The 25,259-nt window shown below is 72.6% G+C and carries 20 protein-coding genes and 1 tRNA gene; 14 read left to right on the top strand and 7 right to left on the bottom strand.

From position 1 onward, the window contains the following. Nucleotides 1-86: 86 nt before the first annotated feature. Nucleotides 87-1,244, bottom strand: a complete 1,158-nt coding sequence (locus CD790_RS13295; RefSeq protein ID WP_144383423.1) for an acyl-CoA dehydrogenase family protein — start codon at nucleotides 1,242-1,244, stop codon at nucleotides 87-89. Nucleotides 1,245-1,347: 103 nt separating this feature from the next. Further along, a complete protein-coding gene (locus CD790_RS13290; RefSeq protein WP_144383422.1) occupies nucleotides 1,348-1,983 on the bottom strand; it encodes a TetR/AcrR family transcriptional regulator in 636 nt (211 codons plus the stop codon). 255 nt (nucleotides 1,984-2,238) lie between these two features. On the opposite strand from CD790_RS13290, the gene CD790_RS13285 reads away from it, so the two are divergent. From CD790_RS13285 to CD790_RS13270, 4 genes are all read left to right on the top strand, one after another. Then, on the top strand, nucleotides 2,239-3,870 hold the full coding sequence (locus tag CD790_RS13285; protein WP_144383421.1) for a carboxyl transferase domain-containing protein: 1,632 nt from the start codon (nucleotides 2,239-2,241) through the stop codon (nucleotides 3,868-3,870). A 95-nt stretch (nucleotides 3,871-3,965) separates the two neighbouring features. After that, nucleotides 3,966-6,143 (top strand): biotin carboxylase N-terminal domain-containing protein, encoded by a 2,178-nt coding sequence (locus tag CD790_RS13280; RefSeq protein WP_144383763.1) that lies wholly within the window; start codon nucleotides 3,966-3,968, stop codon nucleotides 6,141-6,143. Continuing rightward, complete coding sequence (locus CD790_RS13275; protein ID WP_186319004.1) at nucleotides 6,143-7,087, top strand: hydroxymethylglutaryl-CoA lyase; 945 nt, start codon at nucleotides 6,143-6,145, stop codon at nucleotides 7,085-7,087. Before CD790_RS13280 ends, CD790_RS13275 begins: the two co-directional genes overlap by 1 nt. Nucleotides 7,088-7,090: 3 nt before the next feature. Next, nucleotides 7,091-8,251 carry an acyl-CoA dehydrogenase family protein gene (locus tag CD790_RS13270; protein ID WP_144383420.1) on the top strand — a complete coding sequence of 387 codons (1,161 nt, stop codon included), beginning with the start codon at nucleotides 7,091-7,093 and terminating at the stop codon, nucleotides 8,249-8,251. Nucleotides 8,252-8,453: 202 nt separating this feature from the next. Here the strand turns inward: CD790_RS13270 and CD790_RS13265 are convergent, their stop codons facing one another. Next, the gene (locus CD790_RS13265; RefSeq protein WP_399217463.1) at nucleotides 8,454-10,160 is read right to left on the bottom strand and encodes a beta-N-acetylhexosaminidase; all 1,707 of its coding nucleotides are present in this window, start codon (nucleotides 10,158-10,160) and stop codon (nucleotides 8,454-8,456) included. Nucleotides 10,161-10,357: 197 nt separating this feature from the next. On the opposite strand from CD790_RS13265, the gene CD790_RS13260 reads away from it, so the two are divergent. The 3 genes from CD790_RS13260 (at nucleotide 10,358) to glmS (ending at nucleotide 13,681) form a co-directional block, all read left to right on the top strand. After that, a complete protein-coding gene (locus CD790_RS13260; protein WP_144383419.1) occupies nucleotides 10,358-11,236 on the top strand; it encodes a DUF4429 domain-containing protein in 879 nt (292 codons plus the stop codon). A gap of 206 nt (nucleotides 11,237-11,442) precedes the next feature. Then, entirely contained in the window at nucleotides 11,443-11,721 is a 279-nt protein-coding gene (locus tag CD790_RS13255; protein WP_144383418.1) for a hypothetical protein, read from the top strand. A gap of 130 nt (nucleotides 11,722-11,851) precedes the next feature. Continuing rightward, a complete protein-coding gene (gene glmS, locus CD790_RS13250) occupies nucleotides 11,852-13,681 on the top strand; it encodes a glutamine--fructose-6-phosphate transaminase (isomerizing) (RefSeq protein WP_144383417.1) in 1,830 nt (609 codons plus the stop codon). A gap of 518 nt (nucleotides 13,682-14,199) precedes the next feature. On the opposite strand, the gene CD790_RS13245 is transcribed toward glmS, so the two are convergent. Continuing rightward, a complete protein-coding gene (locus CD790_RS13245) occupies nucleotides 14,200-14,724 on the bottom strand; it encodes a universal stress protein (RefSeq protein ID WP_144383416.1) in 525 nt (174 codons plus the stop codon). Between the two features lie 472 nt (nucleotides 14,725-15,196). Here CD790_RS13245 and CD790_RS13240 point away from each other — a divergent pair, with 472 nt between their 5' ends. The 7 genes from CD790_RS13240 (at nucleotide 15,197) to CD790_RS13210 (ending at nucleotide 21,807) form a co-directional block, all read left to right on the top strand. Further along, on the top strand, nucleotides 15,197-15,649 hold the full coding sequence (locus CD790_RS13240) for a hypothetical protein (protein ID WP_144383415.1): 453 nt from the start codon (nucleotides 15,197-15,199) through the stop codon (nucleotides 15,647-15,649). Between the two features lie 368 nt (nucleotides 15,650-16,017). Then, nucleotides 16,018-17,496, top strand: a complete 1,479-nt coding sequence (locus CD790_RS13235) for a helix-turn-helix domain-containing protein (protein ID WP_144383414.1) — start codon at nucleotides 16,018-16,020, stop codon at nucleotides 17,494-17,496. 5 nt (nucleotides 17,497-17,501) lie between these two features. Further along, nucleotides 17,502-18,116, top strand: coding sequence for an oligoribonuclease (orn, locus tag CD790_RS13230; RefSeq protein WP_144383413.1), 615 nt, complete (start codon nucleotides 17,502-17,504; stop codon nucleotides 18,114-18,116). A gap of 165 nt (nucleotides 18,117-18,281) precedes the next feature. Beyond that, nucleotides 18,282-18,354: transfer RNA gene (locus tag CD790_RS13225), tRNA-His, on the top strand. A gap of 460 nt (nucleotides 18,355-18,814) precedes the next feature. Continuing rightward, entirely contained in the window at nucleotides 18,815-19,516 is a 702-nt protein-coding gene (locus CD790_RS13220; protein WP_260867548.1) for a sensor domain-containing protein, read from the top strand. A 128-nt stretch (nucleotides 19,517-19,644) separates the two neighbouring features. After that, nucleotides 19,645-21,249, top strand: coding sequence for a penicillin-binding transpeptidase domain-containing protein (locus CD790_RS13215; protein WP_144383412.1), 1,605 nt, complete (start codon nucleotides 19,645-19,647; stop codon nucleotides 21,247-21,249). A gap of 123 nt (nucleotides 21,250-21,372) precedes the next feature. Further along, complete coding sequence (locus tag CD790_RS13210) at nucleotides 21,373-21,807, top strand: hypothetical protein (RefSeq protein WP_144383411.1); 435 nt, start codon at nucleotides 21,373-21,375, stop codon at nucleotides 21,805-21,807. Between the two features lie 54 nt (nucleotides 21,808-21,861). Here CD790_RS13210 and CD790_RS13205 read toward each other — a convergent pair whose 3' ends face one another. The 3 genes from CD790_RS13205 to CD790_RS13195 all read right to left on the bottom strand — a co-directional run bounded on the left by CD790_RS13205 (nucleotide 21,862) and on the right by CD790_RS13195 (nucleotide 24,921). After that, the gene (locus CD790_RS13205) at nucleotides 21,862-22,377 is read right to left on the bottom strand and encodes a GNAT family N-acetyltransferase (protein WP_260867547.1); all 516 of its coding nucleotides are present in this window, start codon (nucleotides 22,375-22,377) and stop codon (nucleotides 21,862-21,864) included. Nucleotides 22,378-22,426: 49 nt separating this feature from the next. Further along, complete coding sequence (locus CD790_RS13200) at nucleotides 22,427-23,635, bottom strand: FAD-dependent monooxygenase (protein WP_260867546.1); 1,209 nt, start codon at nucleotides 23,633-23,635, stop codon at nucleotides 22,427-22,429. A 215-nt stretch (nucleotides 23,636-23,850) separates the two neighbouring features. Beyond that, on the bottom strand, nucleotides 23,851-24,921 hold the full coding sequence (locus CD790_RS13195) for a LacI family DNA-binding transcriptional regulator (RefSeq protein ID WP_144383410.1): 1,071 nt from the start codon (nucleotides 24,919-24,921) through the stop codon (nucleotides 23,851-23,853). Between the last annotated feature and the right edge of the window lie 338 nt (nucleotides 24,922-25,259).

Here is a 25,259-nt window from a genome sequence, read left to right as displayed (position 1 = left end):
CGCGTCGGCTCCGGCGGGCGGGGCGGGCGGGGCAGGCGTGGTGGGTGGTGTGACCGGTGCGTCGTTCGTCGGGCGTCGCGGGCCCGTCACAGGCCCATGGACTTGGCGATGATGGAGCGCATGACCTCGCTGGTTCCGCCGTAGATGCGGCTGACGCGGGTGTCCGCGTAGAGCCGGGCGATGGGGTACTCCATCATGTAGCCGTAGCCGCCGTGCAGTTGGAGGCACTTGTCGATGACGACGGCGGCGCGTTCGGTGGTGAACAGCTTCGCCGAGGCGGCGTCGGCGGCGGTCAGATCCCCGGCGTCGTGGGCGTCCAGCGCCCGGTCGACGACCGCCTGCATCGCGTCCACCTCGGCCTTGCAGTCGGCCAGCACGAACTTGGTGTTCTGGAAGGACGCCACGGGCTGCCCGAAGACGGTGCGGTCGCGCACGTACTCCTTGGCGAACTCCACGGCCGCGGCGGCCTGGGCGTACGCGCCGAAGGCGATGCCGAGCCGCTCCTGCGGCAGGTTGTGGGTGAGGTACTCGAACGCCCGGCCCTCCTCGCCCAGCAGGTCCTCGACCGGCACCCGCACGTCGGTGAAGGACAGTTCGGCGGTGTCGGAGGTGTGCAGCCCCAGCTTCTCCAGCTTGCGGCCGACGGCGTACCCCTCGCTGGTGGTGTCGACGACCAGGATGGAGATGCCGCCGCGACGGTCCTCGGGGGTGGGAGGTGCGGTGCGGGCGCAGACCAGGACGCGGTCGGCGTGGACGCCGCCGGTGATGAAGGTCTTGGCGCCGTTGAGGACGTAGTGGCGGCCGTCCGCGGAGAGCTTGGCGGTGGTGCGCATGCCCGCCAGGTCGGAGCCGGTGCCGGGCTCGGTCATGGCGATCGCCGTCATCATGTCGCCGGAGACGAAGGGCGGCAGCCAGCGCCGCTTCTGCTCCTCGGTGGCGTAGGCGAGCAGGTACGGCAGGCAGAGCGCGGTGTGCACCCCGCTGCCGCCGAAGGTCACGCCCGCCCGCGCGACCTCCTCGGCGATCACCGCGTGGAACTTGAAGCTGGTCTGACCGGCGCCGCCGTACTCCTCGGGCACCTCGATGCCGAAGACGCCCAGCTCACCCAGCTTCTTGTAGAAGTCGCGGGGCGCCTGGCCGGCCTCCCGCCACTGGTCGTACCGGGGCACGACCTCGGCGGCGATGAACTCCCGTATGGTCTCGCGGAACGCCTCGTGGTCCTCGTTGAACACCGTCCGACGCATGAACAGCCTCCCCGGCTGGAACAGCCTCCCCGGCTGGGCCGGCCCCAGCGCGCGGCACCTTCTAAGCGCTTGCTCAGTTACGGGATCGAAAGTTACCCGGCGGTCAGTAGCGCTGTCCAGATCCGTCCGCCCCGGGGCCCACGCCCGCCGCGGCCGCGAAGGCACCCAGCGCCAGCCGGTGCAGCAGGTCCGCGGTGGCGCCGCGACCGGGGAGGGCGCCGGGGCGCCCCAGGTGCGGCGTGGAGTTGAGCAGCCCGAAGACGGCGTGCACGGCGGCGCGCGCCTCGGCCTCGGCCAGCGCCGGATAGACCTGGCGCACCACCTCGACCCACAGCTCGACGTACTGCCGCTGGAGCTGGCGCACCAACTTGCGGTCGCTGTCCCGCAGCCGGTCCAGCTCGCGGTCGTGCAGCGTGATCAGCGGGCGGTCGTCCAGCGCGAAGTCGATGTGGCCCTCGATCAGCGAGTCCAGCACGGCCGCCGGGCCGTCGCCGGCGGTCGCCGCCTCCGCGACGCGCCGCTTGCCGCCGGTCAGCAGCCGGCCGCTGATCCCGACCAGCAGCTCGGCGAGCATCGCGTCCTTGCCCGCGAAGTGGCGGTAGAGACCGGGGCCGCTGATGCCCACCGCCGCGCCTATCTCGTCCACACCCACGCCGTGGAAACCGCGCTCGGCGAAGAGCCGGGCCGCCTCCCTGAGGATCTGCTCGCGTCGGGTCGGGGCGGGGGCATGCGTGCTCATGAAATTGATTCTAGACAGCGGCGTTAGTGGTCGTTAACCTGAAGGCAATAGGTTAACGCTCATTAACAGATCGCTCAGCAACAGATCGCCCAGTACCAGATCGCTCATCGACGCACCGTTCCTCGGCGGATCGCGCGGGGACGGGTCGCTCGACGACAGAGCGCTCAACGACGGATCGACCGGACCGGGGTCGGCGCCCACCAGGCGCGGCACCGGGCGGCGGATCGGCAGGATCGAGCAAGGGGGCTCGTACCCATGGAGCAGGCACCGGTGCTCAGGAGCGGCGCCGACCCGGCGTCCGACGCCTGGCGGGCCAACGAGGCCGCGCACCGCGAGCTGGTGGACCGGCTGCGCGAGAAGCTCGCGGCGGCCGGACTCGGCGGCGGCGAGAAGGCGCGGGCGCGGCACACCGCGCGCGGCAAGCTGCTGCCGCGCGACCGGGTGGACGCGCTGCTGGACCCGGGCTCGCCCTTCCTGGAGCTCGCCCCGCTGGCGGCGGACGGGATGTACGGGGGCGCGGCCCCGGCCGCCGGCGTCATCGCGGGCATCGGCCGGGTCTCCGGCCGCGAGGCGGTCATCGTCGCCAACGACGCCACGGTCAAGGGCGGCACGTACTACCCGATGACGGTCAAGAAGCACCTGCGGGCGCAGGAGATCGCCCTGGAGAACCGGCTCCCCTGCCTCTACCTCGTCGACTCCGGCGGCGCCTTCCTCCCCATGCAGGACGAGGTGTTCCCGGACCGCGAGCACTTCGGGCGGATCTTCTACAACCAGGCCCGGATGTCGGGGGCCGGCATCCCGCAGATCGCCGCCGTCCTCGGCTCCTGCACCGCGGGCGGCGCCTACGTCCCGGCGATGAGCGACGAGGCGGTGATCGTGCGGGACCAGGGCACGATCTTCCTCGGCGGTCCGCCGCTGGTGAAGGCCGCCACCGGCGAGGTGGTCACCGCCGAGGAGCTGGGCGGCGGCGAGGTGCACTCCAGGGTCTCCGGCGTCACCGACCACCTCGCCGAGGACGACGCGCACGCGCTGCGGATCGTGCGCACCATCGTCTCCACCCTCGGCGAGCGCTCCCCGCTGCCGTGGACGGTGCGGGCGGTGGAGGAGCCCAAGGTCGACCCCGCGGGGCTGTACGGGGTGGTGCCCACCGACTCGCGCACCCCCTACGACGTCCGCGAGGTCATCGCCCGGATCGTCGACGGCTCCCGCTTCGCCGAGTTCAAGGCCGAGTTCGGCACGACGCTGGTGACCGGCTTCGCCCACATCCACGGCCACCCGGTCGGCATCGTCGCCAACAACGGCATCCTGTTCTCCGAGTCCGCCCAGAAGGGCGCCCACTTCATCGAGCTGTGCGACCAGCGCGGCATCCCGCTGCTCTTCCTGCAGAACATCTCGGGCTTCATGGTCGGCCGGGACTACGAGGCGGGCGGCATCGCCAAGCACGGCGCCAAGATGGTCACCGCGGTGGCCTGCACCCGGGTCCCCAAGCTGACCGTCGTCATCGGCGGCTCCTACGGCGCGGGCAACTACTCCATGTGCGGCCGGGCCTACAGCCCCCGCTTCCTGTGGATGTGGCCCAACGCGAAGATCTCGGTGATGGGCGGCGAACAGGCCGCCTCCGTGCTCGCCACCGTCAAGCGCGACCAGTTGGAGGCGCGCGGCGAGGAGTGGAGCGCCGAGGAGGAGGACACCTTCAAGGCGCCGATCCGCGAGCAGTACGAGACCCAGGGGAACGCGTACTACGCGACGGCTCGCCTGTGGGACGACGGGGTCATCGACCCCATGGAGACGCGCCAGGTGCTGGGCCTGGCCCTCACCGCCTGCGCGAACGCGCCGCTTCCGCGGCAGGACGACACGGCGCCCGGCTTCGGCGTCTTCCGGATGTGATGAGGGAGATGCGGACGATGGTGCAGACAGGCTCGGCCGCGCGCGACGACGCGGCGGCGCGGACGGACTCCGCGGACCTCCAGGGAGGGGCTTCCATGAAGGCGGCGGCGCTGGAGAGCGTCCTGGTGGCCAACCGGGGTGAGATCGCGGTCCGCGTGATCCGCACCCTGCGGGAGCTGGGCATCCGCTCGGTCGCCGTCTTCAGCGACGCCGACGCCGACGCCCGGCATGTGCGGGAGGCGGACACCGCCGTCCGCATCGGCCCCGCGCCCGCCGCGGAGAGCTACCTCTCCGTCGAGCGGCTGCTGGAGGCGGCGCGGCGCACCGGGGCGCAGGCCGTCCACCCGGGCTACGGCTTCCTCGCCGAGAACGCGGCCTTCGCGCGGGCCTGCGCGGACGCCGGGGTCGCCTTCATCGGGCCGCCGGCCGGCGCGATCGAGCTGATGGGCGACAAGATCCGGGCCAAGGAGACCGTGCGGGCCGCCGGGGTCCCGGTGGTGCCCGGCTCCTCGGGCAGCGGGCTGACCGACGCCCAGTTGGCGGAGGCCGCCCGCGAGATCGGCATGCCGGTGCTGCTGAAGCCCTCGGCGGGCGGCGGCGGCAAGGGCATGCGGCTGGTGCGCGACGAGGCGCTGCTCGCGGACGAGATCGCCGCCGCCCGGCGTGAGGCGCGCGGCTCCTTCGGCGACGACACCCTGCTGGTGGAGCGCTGGATCGACCGCCCGCGCCACATCGAGATCCAGATCCTCGCCGACGGCCACGGCAACGTGCTGCACCTCGGCGAGCGCGAGTGCTCCCTCCAGCGCCGCCACCAGAAGATCATCGAGGAGGCGCCCAGCCCCCTGCTGGACGAGGCCACCCGCGCGGCGATGGGCGAGGCCGCGGCCCAGGCGGCCCGCTCCTGCGGCTACACCGGCGCGGGCACGGTGGAGTTCATCGTGCCGGGCAACGACCCGTCGGCCTACTACTTCATGGAGATGAACACCCGCCTCCAGGTCGAGCACCCGGTCACCGAGCTCATCACCGGCCTGGACCTGGTGGAGTGGCAGGTGCGGGTGGCCGCCGGCGAGCCGCTGCCCTTCGCCCAGGGAGACATCACCCTGACCGGCCACGCCGTGGAGGCGCGGATCTGCGCCGAGACCGCGCGGGCGTCCGGCGACCGGGTGGACTTCCTGCCCTCCGCCGGCACCGTGCGCGTGCTGCGCGACCCCGAGGGCGAAGGCGTGCGCGTCGACTCGGGCCTGACCGCCGGCACCGAGGTCGGCACGTTGTACGACCCGATGCTGGCCAAGGTGATCGCCCACGGCCCGGACCGGGCCACCGCGCTGCGCCGGCTGCGGGCCGCCCTCGGGCACACCACCGTGCTCGGACTCGACACCAACACCGGCTTCCTGCGCCGGCTGCTCGCCCATCCGGCCGTCGTCTCCGGCGACCTCGACACCGGCCTGGTCGACCGCGACGCCGCCACCCTGGTGCCGCACACCGTCCCCGACGAGGTCTACGCGACCGCGGCCCTGCTCCGCCAGGCCGCCCTGGAGCGCGGCGCCTCCGGAGGCTCCCCCGGCGATGGGTCGGGCGGCGACGGCGGCCGCGTCGACGGGCCGGGCGCCGGCGGCTCCGGCTGGGTGGACCCGTTCTCCACGGCCACCGGCTGGCGGCTGGGCGGCACCCCCGCCTGGACCCTCCACCACCTGCGCGTCCCCGGCCATGAGCCGGTCACGGTCCGGGTGCGCGGCCCGGTCCGGGACGCGGAGCTCCTCATCGACCGGCCGGACCCGGCGCACGAGGGAGCCACCCCGTCCCCGGGGGCGGTCGTCCCACCCGTCCGCGCCCGCCTCGTCGGCGGCGCCACCGCCATGGACCGCGTCACGATGGAGTGGACGGGGCTCACCCACACCTTCACCGCCGCGCCCGGCCCGGAAGGACGCTGGCTGGGGCGGGACGGCGACGCCTGGCACGTCCAGGACCACGACCCCGTGGAGGCCGCGCTGCGCGGCGGCTCCGCGGCCGCCCACGCCGGCGCGCTGACCGCGCCGATGCCGGGCACGGTCACGGTGGTGAAGGCCGCCGTGGGCGACGAGGTCACCGCCGGTCAGGGCCTGCTGGTGGTGGAGGCGATGAAGATGGAGCACGTCATCTCCGCTCCGCACGACGGCGTCGTCACCGAGCTCGATGTGACGGCGGGCAGCACGGTCGCCATGGACCAGGTGCTGGCCGTGGTCACCCCGCACGACGGCGAGGACACCGGCCCGGCGAGCGAGGAGCGTGCGTGATGGCCCTGCCCCCAGGACTGCCCATGGCCGTGCCCGCCGCCGGGCTGCCCGCCCGGGTGCGCATCCACGAGGTGGGTCCGCGCGACGGCCTGCAGAACGAGAAGGCGATCGTCCCGGTCGAGGTGAAGGCCGAGTTCATCCGGCGGCTCGCCGACGCCGGGCTGACCACCGTCGAGGCGACCAGCTTCGTGCACCCCGAATGGGTACCCCAGCTGGCCGACGCCGCGCGGCTGATCCCGCTGCTGGACGGGGTGGACGCCGAGCTTCCGGTGCTGGTGCCCAACCAGCGCGGCCTGGACCGCGCGGTGGAGCTGGGTGTCCGACGGATCGCGGTCTTCGGCAGCGCCACCGAGACCTTCGCCCGGCGGAACCTCAACCGCACGGTCGACGAGTCGCTGGCGATGTTCCAGCCGGTCGTCGCCCGCGCCCGCGAGGCGACGATGCATGTGCGCGGCTATCTGTCGATGTGCTTCGGCGACCCCTGGGAGGGGCCGGTCCCCGTCCACCAGGTGGTCTCGGTCGCGGCCCGCCTGATGGAGCTGGGGTGCGACGAGCTGAGCCTGGGCGACACCATCGGCGTGGCCACCCCCGGCCACGTCCGGGAGCTGCTCGCCGGCCTCAACGAGGCCGGCGTGCCCACCGACCGGCTCGCCGTGCACTTCCACGACACCTACGGGCAGGCCCTCGCCAACACCCTCGCCGCGCTGGAGCACGGCGTGACCACCGTCGACGCCTCCGCCGGCGGCCTCGGCGGCTGCCCCTACGCCAAGAGCGCCACCGGCAACCTCGCCACCGAGGACCTGGTGTGGATGCTCCACGGCCTCGGCATCGAGACCGGGGTCGACCTCGGCCGACTCACCGCCACAAGCGTGTGGATGGCCGGGCATCTGGGCCGACCCAGCCCGTCCCGCACCGTACGCGCACTCTCCCAGAAGGAGAACTGAACCATGTCGCTCGACCACCGGCTCTCCGCCGAGCACGAGGAGCTCCGCCGCACCGTGGAGGAGTTCGCCCACGACGTCGTCGCCCCGAAGATCGGCGATCTCTACGAACGGCATGAGTTCCCCTACGAGATCGTCCGCGAGATGGGCCGCATGGGCCTGTTCGGCCTGCCGTTCCCCGAGGAGTACGGCGGCATGGGCGGCGACTACCTCGCCCTGGGCATCGCCCTGGAGGAGCTGGCGCGGGTCGACTCCTCAGTGGCCATCACCCTTGAGGCCGCCGTCTCGCTCGGCGCGATGCCGATCTTCCGCTTCGGTACCGAGGAGCAGAAGCGGGAGTGGCTGCCCCGGATGTGCTCCGGCGAGGTCCTCGGCGCCTTCGGGCTGACCGAGCCCGACTGCGGCTCGGACGCCGGCGGCACCCGCACCACGGCGGTGCGCGACGGCGACGAATGGGTGATCAACGGCACCAAGTGCTTCATCACCAACTCCGGCACCGACATCACCGGCCTGGTCACCGTCACCGCGGTCACCGGTCGCAAGGACGACGGCTCGCCGCTGATCTCGACCATCATCGTCCCCGCGGGCACCCCCGGCTTCACCGTGGCCGCCCCCTACTCCAAGGTCGGCTGGAACGCCTCGGACACCCGCGAGCTCTCCTTCGCCGACTGCCGGGTCCCGGTCGCCAACCTGCTCGGCGAGGAGGGCCGCGGGTACGCCCAGTTCCTGCGCATCCTCGACGAGGGCCGGGTGGCCATCGCCGCGCTCGCCACCGGCCTCGCCCAGGGCTGCGTCGACGAGTCGGTGGCCTACGCCAAGGAGCGCCACGCCTTCGGCCGCCCCATCGGAGCCAACCAGGCCATCCAGTTCAAGCTCGCCGACATGGAGATGCGCGCCCACACGGCCCGTCTCGCCTGGCGCGACGCCGCCTCCCGTCTGGTCAACGGCGAACCCTTCAAGAAGGAGGCGGCCCTCGCCAAGCTCCACTCCTCCACGGTCGCCGTCGACAACGCGCGTGAGGCCACGCAGATCCACGGCGGCTACGGCTTCATGAACGAGTACCCGGTGGCCCGGATGTGGCGCGACTCCAAGATCCTTGAGATCGGCGAGGGCACCAGCGAGGTCCAGCGCATGCTCATCGCCCGCGAACTGGGGCTGACGAGCTGAGGCCCGGCGGCGGGAAACCCCGGTTCCTCCCGCCGCGACGGCCCCAGAACAGACGGGGAAACCCCTTTCATCCCGCCGCGGCGGTGAGAACCGAGGCGGCGGGGCCCGGCGGTGCCGAACCGACCGCAACCGGCCGGGGGTGGCGCGGGCCGCACCCAACACGACGCGCGCCACCCAGACCGCCGCCCGCGAGGGCGAAGGCTCAGGACGAGGGCCAGGGAACCTGCGGCGACCGGTAGAAATCGACGCCCATCGCGTCCCAGCGCGGCCCCTGGGCCGCCAGCCGGACCCGGTAGGACGACCAGTCGTGCCGGGAGGGCGGGGACCAGCCCAGCTCGGCGATGCCCGGCAGCCGGGGGAAGGCGAGGTACTCGATGTGGTCGCTGGTGGAGATGGTCTCCGACCACAGGGGCGCCTCGACGCCGAGCACGGCGGAGGGCGGGACGTCCCGGAGGTAGCGTCCGGGGTCCCAGTCGTAGGACTGGCGTACCTCGACGTATCCGGCCCAGTCCAGTCCGAGCGGGGTGTCCCGGGTGTACTTCATGTCGAGGTAGGCGCGGTTGGCCGGGGACAGAATGATCTTCGTCCCGGCGCGGGCCGCGTCCGCGACCTCCTTCTCCTTTCCGTCCAGGCCCCAGTACTGGGCCACGGCGCCCGGGGCCGGGCGGGCGCCGGTCAGCTGGTGCCAGCCGACCACCGTCTTGCCCCGTTCGGCCACCAGCGGCTGCACCCGGTCCATGAAGGTCACATAGTCCGCCTGGCTGGTGGAGTGCGCCTCGTCGCCGCCGATGTGCAGATAGGGGCCCGGGGTCAGCTCGGCGAGCTCGCGCAGCACGTCCCGCACGAAGCGGTAGGTGACCTCCTTGGGCACGCACAGCGAGCTGAAGCCGACCTCGGTGCCGGTATAGAGGGGCGGCGCGACGCCGTCGCAGTTCAGCTCGGCGTACGAGGCCAGGGCGGCGTTGGTGTGCCCGGGCATGTCGATCTCGGGCACGACGGTGAGGTGGCGGCTCGCCGCGTACCGGACGATCTCGCGGTAGTCGTCCTTCGTATAGAAGCCGCCGGGCCCGCCGCCGACCTGGGTGGATCCGCCGTAGCTCGCCAACCGAGGCCAGGAGTCGACGGCGATCCGCCATCCCTGGTCGTCGGAGAGGTGCAGATGCAGCTTGTTGATCTTGTAGAGGGCGAGCTGGTCGATGTAGCGCTTGACCTGCTGGACGGTGAAGAAGTGCCGGGCCACGTCCAGCATGGCCCCGCGATAGGCGTAGCGGGGGCTGTCCGTGATCGTCACGCCGGGCACGAGCCAGGGGCCGGGCTGCGGCGTGCGCCGCTCCACGGCCGCGGGCAGCAGCTGCCGCAGCGTCTGCACCCCGTGGAAGAGCCCGGCGGGCGCGGGCGCGCTGATGGTGACCGAGCCGCCGACGGTCTCCAGTCGGTAGCCCTCCGGGCCCACCCCGGGCACCTGGGCGATGCGCAGCCGTACGCCGGCGTGGACGCTCCGCGTGGTGACCGGGAGCTCGAAGCCGGTGGCCGGGCGCAGCAGCTCGGCGAGGTAGTCGCCGACCCGCCGGGCGGCCGGGTCCCCGGCCGGTACGCCGATCCGGGCGCCCGAGCCGATGACGTACGGCTCGCCGTCGGTCCGCACGGCGGCGGGGGCGGGCACCACTCTGCTCAGCGGATCCTCGGCGGCGCCCTCGCCCGTACCCTGACCGGCCCGCGCGGCGGCCGGGTCCACGGCGGCCGGGGCGCTCGGGGAGGCGCAGGCGCCGGCCGACGCCCCGATCACGGTGACCGCCAGCAGCAGGGCGCACAGCGCCCGGAAGCGTGGCCGGGTGAATCGGGGAGGACGGCTGGGCCGAAGGGGGGACGGGGTCGCTCTGTGGTGGTTGCGGGCGCTGCGTCGTCTCACGGGCGGTCCCTTCAACGAACTGCCTACGGGAAGAGCCTGCGGGGCTGGAGCGTGCGCGGAGCATGGCCGAGGGGAACGGCGGGCGAACGGACGGGAAGCGCGAGCCGACCCGGCTCCCGTTCCCCCGGGTGGAGCGAGGCCCGCGGCCGGTCAAGGTCCAGACCACCGCGCGGGCCACGCCTGCCAGAATTCCACCCATGGCGGAAATCATCCAGCGGGACGGGACCTGGGCGTTCGACGGCGAGAGCGTGCGGATCGTGCCCGGCCGCGACAAGGGAGTGAACCTGGCGCGGCAGTCCCTGGGGGAGCTGACGGTCCCGCTGGAGGCCCTCGCGGGCATCTCCTACGAGCCGGGCCGCAAGGCCGGCCGGCTGCGACTGCGGCTGCGGGACGGCTCCGACCCGCTGCTCCAGGCCACCGGCGGCAAGCTGCCGGACGCGGCCAATCCGTACCAGCTCACGGTGCAGCAGGACCGTTCCGGCGTCGCCGAGTACTTCGTCGACGAGGTGCGCAACGCGCTGCTGCTGGAGCAGGTCCCCGGTGGGCCCTGCGACCGCTATCTGCTGCCCGGCCCGTCGGTGCCGCTGTCGGCCTCGGCGGGCGACGGCACCGCCTCCTTCGACGGTGAGCGGATCCACCTGGAGTGGAACTGGAAGACCGAGGAGTCCAAGCGCTCCTCGGGGGCCTGCTCCTTCTCGGTCGCGGATGTGCACGCGGTGGAGTGGCTCCCGGCCGCCGGCCTGGAGGACGGCTATCTGCGGTTCGTCATGGGCCGGCACGCGGCCAAGATCCCGCCGAAGTACGATCCGTACGCGATCGAGCTCTACGGCTTCCGCAAGGACATGCTGATGACGCTGGTCGCGGCCGCGGTCACGGCGCGGATGCCGCACCCGGCGGCGCCGCCCGAGCAGGCCGCGACGGCGCTCCCGTCCGGCGACGGCGAGCGGGCCGGTGGCACGGAGGACCATGACGCGCTGCTGCGCCGACTGCGGGAGCTCGGTGAGCTGCGGCAGTCGGGCGTGCTGACCGAGGACGAGTTCACGGCGGCCAAGCAGGCCGTACTCCGCCGCTTCTGACCGCCGAGGGGCGCCGCGCGCGGCGCCCAGCACGAAGGCGGCTCGCGGGGCGGCCGCGGCTCGCCGGCCCTCCCCACCGCTCACCGCACGCCGGTCGCTGTCCATTCCGCCCCGGAACGGCCGATTCCCACGCACCTCCACACAATCCCTGCCCGAAATCGGGCAGGATTCTTGCGAAACTCTGCGCTACCACGCAGTATCGACGGGTGCTCGAACGCCCGACGTCCAACCACGACGACCTCGTCGACCACCTGGTCCGCACCACGCCGCTCCAGCGCGGCGAGGCCGCCCGGGTGGTGCTGGACGTGCTGGCGTACTTCGACGAGACCACCGAGGAGTTCGTGCGCCGCCGCCACCGCGAGCTGCAGTCCGGAGGGCTGAACAACGCGGAGATCTTCGAGCGGATCGCGCACGAGCTGCCACGGCGGGCGGTGGCGCCACCCGAGCTGTCCCTGCGGCAGCTGCGCCGCATCGTCTACGGCTGACCACCGTCCGAGCGGCCGACCACCGAGGGCGACCCGCCCCGGCCGGCAGCCCGGACCACGACGGACCAGGCGGCCTGGAGCACCACACACGGGCCGAGCACCCGTTTCAACCAACCGGAGGGGAATCTTTATGTGCGGAATTGTCGGATACATCGGTAAGCGCGATGTCGCACCGCTGCTCCTGGAGGGCCTGCAGCGCCTGGAGTACCGGGGCTACGACTCGGCCGGCATCGTGATCACCGGGAAGCCGTCCGGCAAGACCCCGGCCTCCCTGAAGATGGTCAAGGCCAAGGGTCGAGTCCGCGACCTGGAGGCGCGCGTCCCCAAGCGCTTCGCCGGCACCACCGGCATCGCCCACACCCGCTGGGCCACCCACGGCGCCCCCAGCGACGAGAACGCCCACCCGCACATGGACCCCGAGGGCAAGCTCGCCCTCGTCCACAACGGCATCATCGACAACGCCGACGAGCTGCGCGCCAAGCTGGTCGCCGAGGGCGTGGAGTTCGCCTCCGAGACCGACACCGAGGTGCTCACCCACCTCATCGCCCGCTCCGAGGCGGAGACCCTGGAGGAGCGGGTCCGCCAGGCGCTGCGCCTGATCGAGGGCACCTACGGCATCGCCGTGCTGCACTCCGACTTCGCCGACCGCATCGTCGTCGCCCGCAACGGCTCCCCGGTGGTGCTGGGCATCGGCGAGAAGGAGATGTTCGTCGCCTCCGACGTCGCCGCGCTGGTCACCCACACCCGCCAGGTCGTCACCCTCGACGACGGCGAGATGGCCACGCTCAAGGCCGACGACTTCCGCACGTACACCACCGAGGGCACCCGCACCACCGCCTCGCCGACCACCGTGGAGTGGGAGGCCGAGTCGTACGACATGGGCGGCCACGACACGTACATGCACAAGGAGATCTCCGAGCAGCCGGACGCGGTCGACCGCGTGCTGCGCGGCCGCATCGACGACCGCTTCTCCACCGTCCGCCTGGGCGGCCTCAACCTCGACGCGCGCGAGGCGCGCGCGGTGCGCCGGGTGAAGATCCTCGGCTGCGGCACCTCGTACCACGCGGGCCTCATCGGCGCCCAGATGATCGAGGAGCTGGCCCGCATCCCCGCCGACGCCGAGCCGGCCTCGGAGTTCCGCTACCGCAACCCGGTCGTGGACCCCGACACCCTCTACGTCGCCGTCTCCCAGTCCGGTGAGACCTATGACGTGCTGGCCGCCGTGCAGGAGCTGAAGCGCAAGGGCGCGCGGGTGCTGGGCGTGGTCAACGTCGTCGGCTCGGCGATCGCCCGCGAGACCGACGGCGGCGTGTACGTCCACGCCGGCCCGGAGGTCTGCGTCGTCTCCACCAAGTGCTTCACCAACACGGTCGTCGCCTTCGGGCTGCTCGCCCTGCACCTGGGCCGCATCCGCGACCTGTCGGTCTCCGACGGCAAGCGCCTCATCGAGGGTCTGCGCAAGCTGCCGGAGCAGATCCGGGAGATCCTGGACCTGGAGCCGGAGATCAAGAAGCTCGCCGAGGAGTACGCGAACGCAAAGTCGATGATGTTCATCGGCCGGGTGCGCGGCTACCCGGTGGCGCTGGAGGCGTCCCTGAAGCTGAAGGAGATCAGCTACATCCACGCCGAGGCGTACCCGGCCTCCGAGCTGAAGCACGGTCCGCTGGCGCTGATCGAGCCGGCCATGCCGACGGTCGCGATCGTCCCCAACGACGACCTGCTGGAGAAGAACCGCGCGGCGATGGAGGAGATCAAGGCCCGCAGCGGCCGGATACTCGCGGTCGCCCACCAGGAGCAGGAGAAGGCGGACCACACCATCGTGGTGCCCAAGAACGAGGTCGAGCTCGACCCGATCCTGATGGGCATTCCGCTCCAGATCCTCGCCTACCACACGGCGCTGGCCCTCGGCCGGGACATCGACAAGCCGCGCAACCTGGCGAAGTCCGTCACGGTGGAGTAGTCCGCCCCTCCGGGGCTTGACTCCGGATGTTCAGGCGGTTCCCCGCGTGTGCCACCACGCACGCGGGGAACCGCCTCCCCTTGGCCGGCGTCGCCCTTCACGCCGGCGGCGCGCCACCACGCCGGGAACCGTCACCTCCCGGGCGGCGGCGCGTGCTTGACCCTGGTCGGTGTGTACCCATCACAAACGCACAATCCACGCCTACGCATGGGTAGATTGACGGGCTGGGCGGTGGCGCAACCCGCACCATGTGGCCCGGCGCGCAAGGAAATTGACGCAACAACCGGCTTCCCGACCGGCGCCCCGGCGGCTACGCGCGAGGGCACCCGCGCGATCCCGCACGGCGATGAGGGCCGCTTTGTCCGGCGGACGGCGGATGACGGAGGGCGGACGGCGGATGAGGGCGATGGGCGCCGACCACCGACGACGGTTCCAACGGACGCCGCCTGATGAGGACGTCTGCTGAGGACGGCTGATGAAGACGGCGCCCGATGAGGACGGCCGCGGGATGACGGCGGCTACGGGATGACGACGACCGGGCGTTGCGCGCGGCGGGCCAACCGCCCCGCCACGGAGCCGAAGATGCGTCCGACCAGACCGTGCGTGGAGCCGACCACGATCGCGTCGGCCGCGTACTCCCGGCCGACCTCCTCCAGTTCGTGACAGATGTCGCCGCCCCGCTCGACCAGGATCCAGGGCACCTCGGAGAGGTGGTCCGCGCAGGCCAGTTCGAGGCCGAGCACCTCGGTGCGATGGTCGGGGACGTCCACGAAGACCGGCGGCTCACAGCCCGCCCAGACCGTCGTCGGCAACCGGTTCGCCACATGGACGATGATCAGCCCGGAGCCGGAGCGCCGAGCCATGCCGATGGCGTAGGCGAGCGCTCGCTCGCTGGACATGGAACCGTCGAATCCCACCACGACGCCGTGCTGGAACGCCGGGTCGCAGGAATGACGTGATTCTTCCGCCGCTTCGGGGTGCGCCTCGTGGTGATCGGCGACCCGCTTGCGGTCCGCGGGATCGGAGAATTCGTGACCGGCCATCGGTGTCTCGGCGAAGGATGTCCTCGTGCGGAGGGATCGGCGGTGGGCTCTGGTTGGAGTTGTCGTGGGACTGGAGGCTCTGTCGGCTCGGGGCGTCGCTCGGGGCCGGACGGGCCGCCCCCGGGGCGATAATCGAACGAACGAAATCCGTCCGGGATTCATCTTTCCAAGCCCATACCCCCAAGGGTACGGCGCCACTCCTCGCCTGCCCAGAGGCCGCCCCCGCGCGGGGGCGCCCCGAGGCGTTCCCCGGAGCATGCCGGAGGGCGGCTCGTAGCGCAATGCCCCAAGTGGTCCCCGGGCGTACGCCACGCGGCCGCCGACACGTGACCAGGCGCCGGGCCGGGCGTTGTAGTAGCCGTGAACCGTTGCGTAGTACCTGCCTACTAGTCGCACTTCCGTGCCGCCCAGTTCCCGGCCGCGGCACATTCGTCGTCACCCGCCGCCATCCGCCGCCCGCGAGGAGCAGCCCGTGTCCGGCAGCAGTCGCCAGGTCGTCGTCGAGCCCCCGGTCCGCGCCGCGGCGGAACCGGCGCCGGGCCGTACGGGCGCGGCCCGATGCGGGCGACGGGGCATCGGGGAGTGCGCCGCGCGAAGGCCGGCCGGGGTGGCACACGGCCGGGCGACGGCGGTCGGCGAGGGGGCGTCGGCGCTGCGCTGGACCGCCTTCAGCTGCGCGTTGGCCCCCGTACTCCTCCTCGCCTGCGGGGCCTCGTTCGGTGGCGCGGCGGGGATCGCGATGGCGCTCGTGGCGACCGCCGCCGGATGCCGCGCGCTGCTGCGGCACTCCGAGCGCGCCGCGGTGCCTCATGCCGCCCGGGGGGTCGCGGAGCGACCGGCGCTCCACCTCGCGCGGCACGGGCGCGGGCGCATGAGGGCACGGTCCGACGCCCAGGTGAGGAGTGCGCGTACGCCGGTGGAATGAGTCCATCGCGCGCCTGCACCCGATTCTTTTCAGCCAACTTCACGCCGCACTTCTTTCCACGGCAAACGGCACGCTCAACCCCCTTCCGACCTGCAAGGAAAGGGGTATCGGCGGTTCGGGCCCCCTACGGGGAGTGGGCGTGGGCCATAGGCGCACTTCCCAGCGAGCGCTACGAGTGCAACGCTTCGTGATCGAATGCTTCGCGCCAAGTTGTCATGTCGACATAGTGTCGAGTGGTGAACTGGTCACGCCGAGCACACGCGACGCAGTAGATTCGATCTTGGCGATGACCGGCGGGGGAACCGTTCAGGACCGAGGGGAACAGTGCAGGACCGAGAGGACGCGACCACCGAGGGGGGCTTAGTTCCATGAGCCAGGACTCCACAACCGTACCGGAGACCTCGCGTAAGCTCTCCGGACGCCGCCGACGCGAAATCGTCGCGGTGCTGCTCTTCAGCGGCGGCCCTATATTCGAGAGCTCCATCCCGCTCTCCGTCTTCGGTATCGACCGGCAGGACGCCGGTGTCCCTCGATACCGATTGCTCGTGTGCGCGGGCGAAGATGTGCCATTGCGAACGACCGGCGGACTGGAACTGACCGCTCCGTACGGCCTGGAGGCACTCTCCAGGGCCGGCACCGTCGTCGTACCCGCGTGGCGCTCCATCACCCAACCACCGCCCACCGCCGCGCTGGACGCGCTGCGCCGCGCCCATGAGGAGGGCGCCCGCATCGTCGGCCTGTGCACGGGGGCCTTCGTGTTGGCGGCGGCAGGTCTGCTCGACGGCAGGCCGGCCACCACACACTGGATGTACGCGCCGACACTGGCCAAGCGTTACCCGTCCGTCCACGTGGACCCACGCGAGCTGTTCGTGGACGACGGCGACGTACTGACCTCGGCGGGCACCGCCGCCGGGATCGATCTGTGCCTCCATGTCGTGCGCACCGACCACGGGGCCGACGCGGCCGGGGCGCTGGCCCGCCGCCTGGTCGTGCCGCCGCGACGCAGCGGAGGCCAGGAGCGCTACCTCGACAGGTCTTTACCAGAAGAGATCGGCGCGGACCCGCTGGCCGAGGTCGTCGCCTGGGCACTCGAACATCTGCACGAACAGTTCGATGTCGAGGCGCTGGCCGCCCGCGCCTATATGAGCCGCCGGACCTTCGACCGCCGGTTCCGTTCGCTCACTGGGAGCGCTCCACTCCAGTGGTTGATCACCCAGCGGGTGCTCCAGGCCCAGCGACTCCTGGAGACCTCCGACTACTCCGTCGACGAGGTCGCCGGGCGTTGCGGCTTCCGGTCCCCGGTCGCGCTGCGCGGGCACTTCCGGCGGCAGCTGGGGTCCTCCCCGGCCGCCTACCGGGCCGCGTACCGCGCCCGCCGGCCCCAGGGCGGCGCCTCCGAGCGCTCCGAACGCCCCGAGCGTCCGGAGCGCGACCGCCTGGACCGGCTGGACCGGGCCGAGGCGGTCGAGCGCGGCGCCGAGCCGGCGGGAGCGCTGCGCAGGGCGGCGGCCTCGGTGGCGCACGCCGGGCACGGCGGGTCGCACGGCGGTCACGGCGGCCACGGGGCCGGAGCCCATGGTGCGGCGGTCCACGGCGGCCACGGCGGCTATCCCCCGCCGGGCCCGTCCGGGGCCGTGGGCGGCGGGGCACTGGGGAACCATGCCGGCCACCCGGGGCATACGGGCCACGGCGGCCGGGTGCCCACCGGCCTGGCAGCCGGCGGCCTCGGCGGTGAGCCGGGCAAGCCGGAGTCGGACGAGTACGCTCCTCGCCTGCCCGAACAGGCCGGCGGGCGGCTTCCGGGCCGTCCGACCCTGCCGGGTCAGCGGGAACGCCCCGTAGGGTGAGACGTATGAACGATCGCATGGTGTGGATCGACTGCGAGATGACCGGGCTCTCGCTGGCCGACGACGCGCTCATCGAGGTGGCCGCCCTGGTCACCGACTCCGAGCTGAACATCCTGGGCGACGGCGTGGACATCGTGATCCGCCCGCCGGCCAAGGCTCTGACGACCATGCCGGAGGTGGTGCGCGAGATGCACACCGCCTCCGGGCTGCTCGCGGAGCTGGAGGGCGGGACCACGCTGGAAGACGCCCAGCGCCAGGTCCTGGCCTACATCCGCGAGCACGTCCCGGAGGCCGGCAAGGCCCCGCTGTGCGGAAACTCCGTCGGCACCGACCGCGGCTTCCTCGGCCGCGACATGCCGGAGCTGGAGGTGTATCTGCACTACCGGATCGTCGACGTCTCCTCCGTCAAGGAGCTCGCCCGGCGCTGGTACCCGCGGGCGTACTTCAACAGCCCGGAGAAGAACGGCAACCACCGCGCCCTCGCCGACATCCGCGAGTCCATCGCCGAACTCCGCTACTACCGGGAGGCGGTCTTCGTGCCGCAGCCCGGCCCGGACTCCGAGACGGCCAAGGCCATCGCGGCCAAGCACGTGGTCCCCACGCCGCAGCCGCAGCCGTAGCCAGCGGGACGTCCGCGGGGTCTTTCGACGACCTCGCGGGCGCCCCCTGCGGCAGGAGTGACGTAGCTCGCTCCCGGCACACCCGAAAGCCGGGAGCGAGCACACCTCCGGACCCTGTACACTTTTTCTCGGCCGGTACGGAAAAGCGGAAAACCGCCGGTCATGGTGGGTATAGCTCAGCTGGTAGAGCACCTGGTTGTGGTCCAGGATGTCGCGGGTTCGAGTCCCGTTACTCACCCTGAGGGATCGAGGCCCGATGCGCGCAGGCGCATCGGGCCTCGGCCTTTCCCGGGCGCCTTCTCCCGGGCGGGACGACGTACCGAGTCCCGGCCGCCCCCTCCGCGCCCGGAGCGGCTGAGGTGCCTGACACGCCTGGCACGCCTGGCACGCCTGGCTGGGAGTGCCTGACCCGGAGCGGATGACTCGTAGCGGCTCACTCGGAGTCGCGGTGACACCGCGGGGTCGTCCCTGACGCGTGAGACCGCCCGAACGCGATCGCCCACGGGGAGTGGGCGCCGCCCGGGGATCGCACGGGAACCGCCGCGGGCCACCACGGGAAGCCGCCCGGGGATCACCGCGTGAGGCGCCACGGGAATCCTCCCGGGGGTCAGAAGCCGCCCGGGGGTGGTGCTAGCACCACCCCGAGAAGGCGGGCAGGCCGGTTGGGCAGGGGGCGACGGAGTGGCGAGAGTGGATCCATGACCGAGATGACCTCGCCGCACAGGGTGTCGCACGGCACCGCCTCCCCCACCTCCACCGTCTCCGCCGGCCTCCGCGCCGGGCAGGCCAGGCGGTTCGGGCGTGAGCTGGGATATCTGCTGACCGGACTGCCGCTGGGCATAGCCGCGTTCGTCGTGGCGGTGACGGGGTTCTCGTTCGGGTTGGGCACGCTCGTGGTCTGGCTGGGGCTGCCGGTGTTGGTGGGGCTGTTGCGGGCGGCGCGGGGGTTCGCCCGGGTGGAGCGTCGGCGGGTGGAGAGCGTGACGGGGCGGGCGCTGCCGCCGCACCACTACCGGGAGCGGGGCGGCTCCGGGCTCGGCGGCCTGGTGCGGGCGCTGGGGGATCCGCAGTCATGGCGGGACCTGCTGCACATGGTGGTGGCGTTCCCGGCGCGGGTGGTGGGCTTCTGCCTCGCGCTGACGTGGACCGTGGGCGCGGCCGGCGAGCTGCTGTACGTCACCTGGTCGTGGGCGGTACCCCGTGACGGGGACGACCAGTCGCTGCTGGACCTGATGTTCGGCGTGGACTCCCGAGTGGCCGACATCGCGTTCAACACCGGCATCGGGGTGCTGATGGCCGCCTCGGCGATACCGGTCATCCGCGCGCTGGTCGCGCTCCAATCGGGCCTGGCCCGGGGACTGCTGACGAACCGGTACGCCGCGGAGCGCGCGCGCCGGTAGCGGTCCACCGCGTTGACTCGAACACATCTGCGGGATCCGGCATGATTTGCCCCTCATGCCGATTACGATCGTCGGCTGTACCGGCCGCCAACCCGGCGGTCGACGGATACACGGGGGGCCACGGGGCCATGCGCACAGTGGGGAGAATCGTGCTCGGCGGGGTCGTCGCCGGGGTGGTGGGAGTGGCGGGAGTCGGCGTCTACAACATCTACGACGCCATGGCCGGCGGAAGTTCGGGCACCGAGAGACCCGACGGTCCCCTGAGTGACGCTCAAGTGACCAAGGCGGCATCCGACTTCCTCACGGCCTGGCAGAACGGAAACGACCAGCGGGCCGCGGGTTTCACCAACGACGCGGTGGCGGCGCTCGGCGCGCTGACCCGCTACCGCGAGGGCACGCACGTCACCAAGGTGAAGCTCACCCAGGGCGAGGCCGACGGGACCGAGGTGCCGTTCACCGTCGCCGCCCACATCGACACCGGAGAGAAGCGCTCCACCTGGACCTACGAGTCGTCGCTGGACGTGGTGCGGGGGGAGACCAGTGGGCGACCGCTGGTCTCCTGGAAGACCTCGGTGCTGCACCCGAAGCTGAAGACGAGCGGGGACACCCTGATGACGGGCGAGGCGGCACTGCCGTCATCGATCAAGGTGCTGGACCGGCACGGGAAGGCGCTGGACGAGAAGGACTTCCCCTCGCTGTCACCGGTGTTGGCCTCGCTGCGGAAGCGGTATGCGACGGAGTCGGGCGGCAGCCCGGCGATCGCGATCCAGGTGAACGGCAGCCCGTCGCAGGTGCTGCACATCCTCCGCGCGGGCAAGCCGGGCACGCTGCGCACCACGGTGGACGCGAAGGCACAGCGGGCCGCCGAGGCGCAGGTGGCGCGGCACGAGGACGCCTCGGTCGTGGCCGTCAAGCCCAGCACCGGCGAGATCCTCGCGATCGCCAACTCGGCCCGTACGGAGTTCAACACCGCGCTCCAGGGCCAGACCGCTCCCGGCTCCACCTTCAAGATCGTCACTGCCGCCACCCTGCTGGAGCAGGGCAAGGTCACGGCGGAGAAGTCGCTGCCCTGCCCGAAGTACGCCGCCTACCGACAGGGCAAGAGCTTCCACAACCTGGAGAGCGGCGAGCAGCTCGACGCCACCTTCGCGGAGGACTTCGCCGCCTCCTGCAACACCGCCTTCGTCTCGTTGGCCGACGAGATATCCGACGACGCGCTGGCGGCGGAGGCCCGCGAGGTGTTCGGCATCGGACCGGTGTGGAACATCGGGGTGTCCAGCAGCGAGGGGAAGGTTCCCACGGAGGGAGGGGATGAGAAGGCCGCCGCCATGATCGGCCAGGGGCGGGTGCAGATGAACGCGTTGACCATGGCGTCGGTGGCCGCCACCGCCCAGTCGGGCCGCTTCCGGCAGCCGTACCTCGTCGCGCCGTCGCTGGACCACCGCGAGGTGGCGACCGCCGAGCGCGCCCTGACCCCCGCGGTGGCGCGGCAGCTCAAGTCCATGATGCGGCTCACCGCGACCAGTGGCACCGGGGCACGGGCCATGACCGGCCTGCGCGGTGACATCGGCGCCAAGACCGGGTCGGCCGAGGTCGACGGGCAGGGCCGTCCGGACGCGTGGTTCACCGCGTACCGCGGCGATATGGCCGCGGCGGCCCGCGTGCCCGCCAGCGGCCACGGCGGGGACACGGCGGGTCCGGTGGTGCGGGCGGTGCTCGGCACGGGTGGCTGAACGCCCGTCAGCCCGGCTGTCGGTAGCACTCCGCAGCCATGTCTGTCAGACCTCTCAGGGAGATCAACCCCTCCGGGGGACATGGACCGGTGGGCGCGCGTGATCCTTCCTAGGCTGCCGCGCATGCGGCCCTCTCGGTTCGAAGAACACGCTCTCGACCTGGCCAAGAACGCCGCCGGCGTCAGCGGCGTCAGCAGTCTGAGGGAGGCCGGCGACGACAAGCATCCCTTCGGCCTCGCGATCACCCACGCCGGGGGCGAGACGCGGTGGCAGTTCATCGCGGAGTCCTCGCCCGGCGACGACTACGGCGAGACGGAGGCACCGGTGGAGGGCGAGCCGATGGCGCCGGTGCCCGTGCCCGAGGTGGGGGCACGGCTCGGGCCCATCGAGGCGGAGGCGTGGTTCGCCGCCCTGCTGGCCTCCGGCGGCAGCCGGGAGATCAGCGGCATCGAGCAGTGGTCGGGGCGGGCGAATCCCCGCCCCGGCCACCACGGGCTCACCGTCCACTGCCACTCAGGAGCCAGGATCTACGCCCGCGTGCTCGCCACCGACTCCTGAGCCACCCCGCCGGCCGACCGCCTCGGCGCGGGGCTGCCCGCCCTCGCCGTGCGGCTAGCCGCGCCCGTCCGCGTCGGCCGCGCCGCGGGAGCTCTCGGCCGTGGCGGCCACGGTGGCCGTGGTGGCCGTGGTGAAGGAGAGTTCCGGGCGGTCCCAGGTGACCTTCGGCGGAGACGCCGGCACCGTGCCGGTCCGGCGGGCGCCCACCCGGCGGTAGAAGGGCTCGGCAGGCGGGTGGGAGACCACCCGTACCCGCTCCAGCCCATGCTCCCGTGCCCGCTCCAACATGTGCTCCACCAGCAGCCGGCCCAGACCGGTCCCCTGCGCGGCGTCGGCCACGAACAGCAGGTCCAGCTCCGCCTGCTCCAGCAGCAGGGCGTAGAAGCCCAGGAGCTTCCCGTCGGGGGACTCCGCCAGGTGGACCGGGTGCGCGGCGATGTAGTCGGCCGTGATCCGGTAGCCGGCGAGCATCGCGGCATAGGCGCCCGCGTAGGCGCGGGAGGCGTGCATCAGGTCGGTGAGGCGCTCCGCGTCGCGGACGGTCGCGCGCTTGATCATCGGCGAGGTCATGAGGCGCAGTATAGGGGCGTTAAGCGTTAGCACCCATTACTGTTCCCGGCTACAGCAGGCCCGTCGGGGTCGCGTAGTCCCGGAAGCGGATCGCACCGATCTTCTTGAAGGCGTCCGCGGGGTCCTCGGCGAGCCGGGCCGCCGCCTCCGGGTCACCCAGGTCGGCCTCCAGTTCGGTGCGCAGTCGGGCCATGCCGATGTGCGCGATCTCCTGACTGGCGGTCACATACTCGCGTAGCGCACGCTCATATCCGAGGAAGGCGGCGCGATGGTCCCCGCCGGCGGCGGCGAGCTCACCGGCCAGGACGTAGGCGCCGATCAGCGCCATGGTGGTGCCCTGGCCGGAGGCGGGCGAGCCGCAGTAGCCGGCGTCGCCCAGGAGCACCACCCGGCCGCGGGACCAGGAGTCCAGGTGGATCTGGGACACCGAGTCGAAGTGGAAGTCCGGGGCGTCCCACACGCCCTCCAACAGCCGCGGCATCTCCCAGCGCGCGTCCGCGTGCGCGCGGACCACCAGACGCTTCTGTTCCTCGACGGAGCGGGGCAGGAACTCCGCGGGCGGCACGTCCGCGTCGATGCCCACATAGACGCGGACCTCCTTGTTGTCGCGGACGCTCATCGCCATGCCGCCCCACACGTTCCCGCGCGTGCGGTAGACGACCTGCCAGCGGTCCAGTCCGAGGTGGTTGGGGACCGTCCACACGCCGAGGTAGCTCCCCAGGTGGCGGTAGCACTCCTCGTCCGTGCCGAAGACCATCCGGCGGGTGCCGGAGTGCACTCCGTCGGCGCCGACGACCAGGTCGAAGGTGCGCCGCGCGCCGCTCTGGAAGCGCACCCGCACCCCGTCGGCGTCCTGCTCCAGCTCCGCGACGGAGTCGCCGAAGAGGTACTCCACGCCCTCGCCGCGGGACGCCTCGAAGAGGATCTCGGCCAGGTCGTCCCGCAGGATCTCCACATCGGGGCTGTCGATCTCACCGCCGCTCATGGTCCGTTCGGTAGTGCGGAACAGCTCCACACCGTCGTCGTCGACGACCGACATCCCGCGCAGGTCCGTGCACCGGGCCCGTATCCGGTCCAGCACGCCCATCCGTTCGACGACCCCCAGCGCCGGGCCTCGGACGTCGATCGCCTGCCCGCCGGGACGCAGCCCGGGGGCACGCTCCACCACCGTCACCCCGATCCCGTACCGGCGCAGCCAGTAGGCGAGGGCGGGTCCGCCGACGCTGGCGCCGGAGATCAGGACGTTCATCGTGCGCATGGGAGACTCCTGTTCAGCCCGAGGTCGTTCCGTCTTCCCCGAGCCTGGAGAAGCGCGCCGACAGCGCCCCGACAGCGGACTGACGACGTACCGACGCCGCGCCGACGCCGCGCCGACACGGCGACGGCGCAGCGCGGTGCCGAGCACCGCGGACCGCCGGCCGCCGCACGCCGCCGCCGGGCACCGGCCGGTCCAGCGAGCGTTCGAACGGGCGGCTACGACGACGCCCGACAGACCAGCTCCGTCGGCAGCACCAGCCGCGTCCGCTCCCGGACCCGCCCCGCCGTGCGGCGGCCCCTCCCCCGCTGTTCGTCGATCTGCTCCAGCAGCACCCGCACCATCGCCCGGCCCATCTCCTCCGTGGGCTGGCGGACGCTGGTCAGCGGCGGGTCCATGTGCCGGGCCACGGCGGAGTCGTCGAAGCCGACGAGGGCGACGTCGTCGGGGACCCGGCGTCCCGCCTCGCGCAGCACCTGCCGGGCGCCCGCGGCCATCACGTCGGAGGCGGCGAAGACCGCGTCCAACGCCGGGCAGCGGTCCAAGAGCGCGCGCATGGCGCGGCGACCGCCCTCCTCGGTGAAGTCCGCGGACCCCACGAGCCGCGGATCGAACGGGAGGTCCGCGGCGTCCAGCGCCGCGCGGTAGCCGTCCAGACGGCAGGAGGCCGCGTACATGTCGGACGGCCCGGTGATGGTGGCTATGGTGCGCCGACCGCGCGCCGCCAGGTGGGCGACGGCCGCGCCGGCGCCGCCGGTGTTGTCGGCGTCCACATAGGCGACCGTCTCGCGCGCCGAGCGGCGACCGCTGAGGACGGCCGGCATCTCGATCCGCTCCAGCAGGTCGGGGAGCGGGTCGTCGACGTGCACGGAGACCACCAGCACGCCGTCGACGCGGTTGCCGGCCAGGTAGTCCGCGAACCGCTGACGTTCCTTGGGGGTGCGCACCAGGGTGAGCAGCAACTGGAGGTCGGCCTCTGCCAGCTCGGCGCCGACACCGCGGATGATGTCGGAGAAGTACGGCTCGGCGAAGAGCCGGGTCTCCGGCTCGGGGATGACCAGCGCGACGGCGTCCGCGCTGCCCGCGGCGAGCGCCCGAGCGACCCGGTTGGGGACGTATCCGAGCTCGGCCACCGCCTGTTCGACGGCGGCGCGGGTCCGGTCACTGACCCTGGGCGAGCCGTTGATCACCCGTGAGACGGTGCCCCGACCGACTCCCGCGCGGGCGGCGACCTCCTCCAGGGTGGGTCTGCCACGCCCCGCGCCCCCGCGCCGTCGGGTTCCTGCCATGGTCTTCCGCCTCCAGCCACGCCCTGCGTACGTCTTACGTCCCAGGCCCATTCAACAGGGGCACGGTTCCCACCCGTTGCGGTTCGTGTGGTTGGGCGTCGGTCGCCACCGGCGGTTCTCCGACGGTTCCGTCCCGGAACAGACCTGCGGGCGGGGTGCGGCGGCCGGGGGTGGAGCCGCCGCACCCCGCCCATGGGGGGTGGCAGGTGTGGGGGGTGGGTCTGTGGGGCCTCGGTGGGGCTGGGCCCCCACGGGTGGCCCCGTGGGGGGGGGAGCTCCGGGGGCCGGTGGGGCGGCCCCCGGGTGGGGGGAGTCGGAGGCCGGTGGGGCGGCTCCCG

Origin of the sequence: Streptomyces sp. SAJ15 (assembly GCF_007595705.1) — a bacterium.
GTDB lineage: Bacteria > Actinomycetota > Actinomycetes > Streptomycetales > Streptomycetaceae > Streptomyces.
This window is presented reverse-complemented; position numbering and strand designations above follow the sequence as displayed.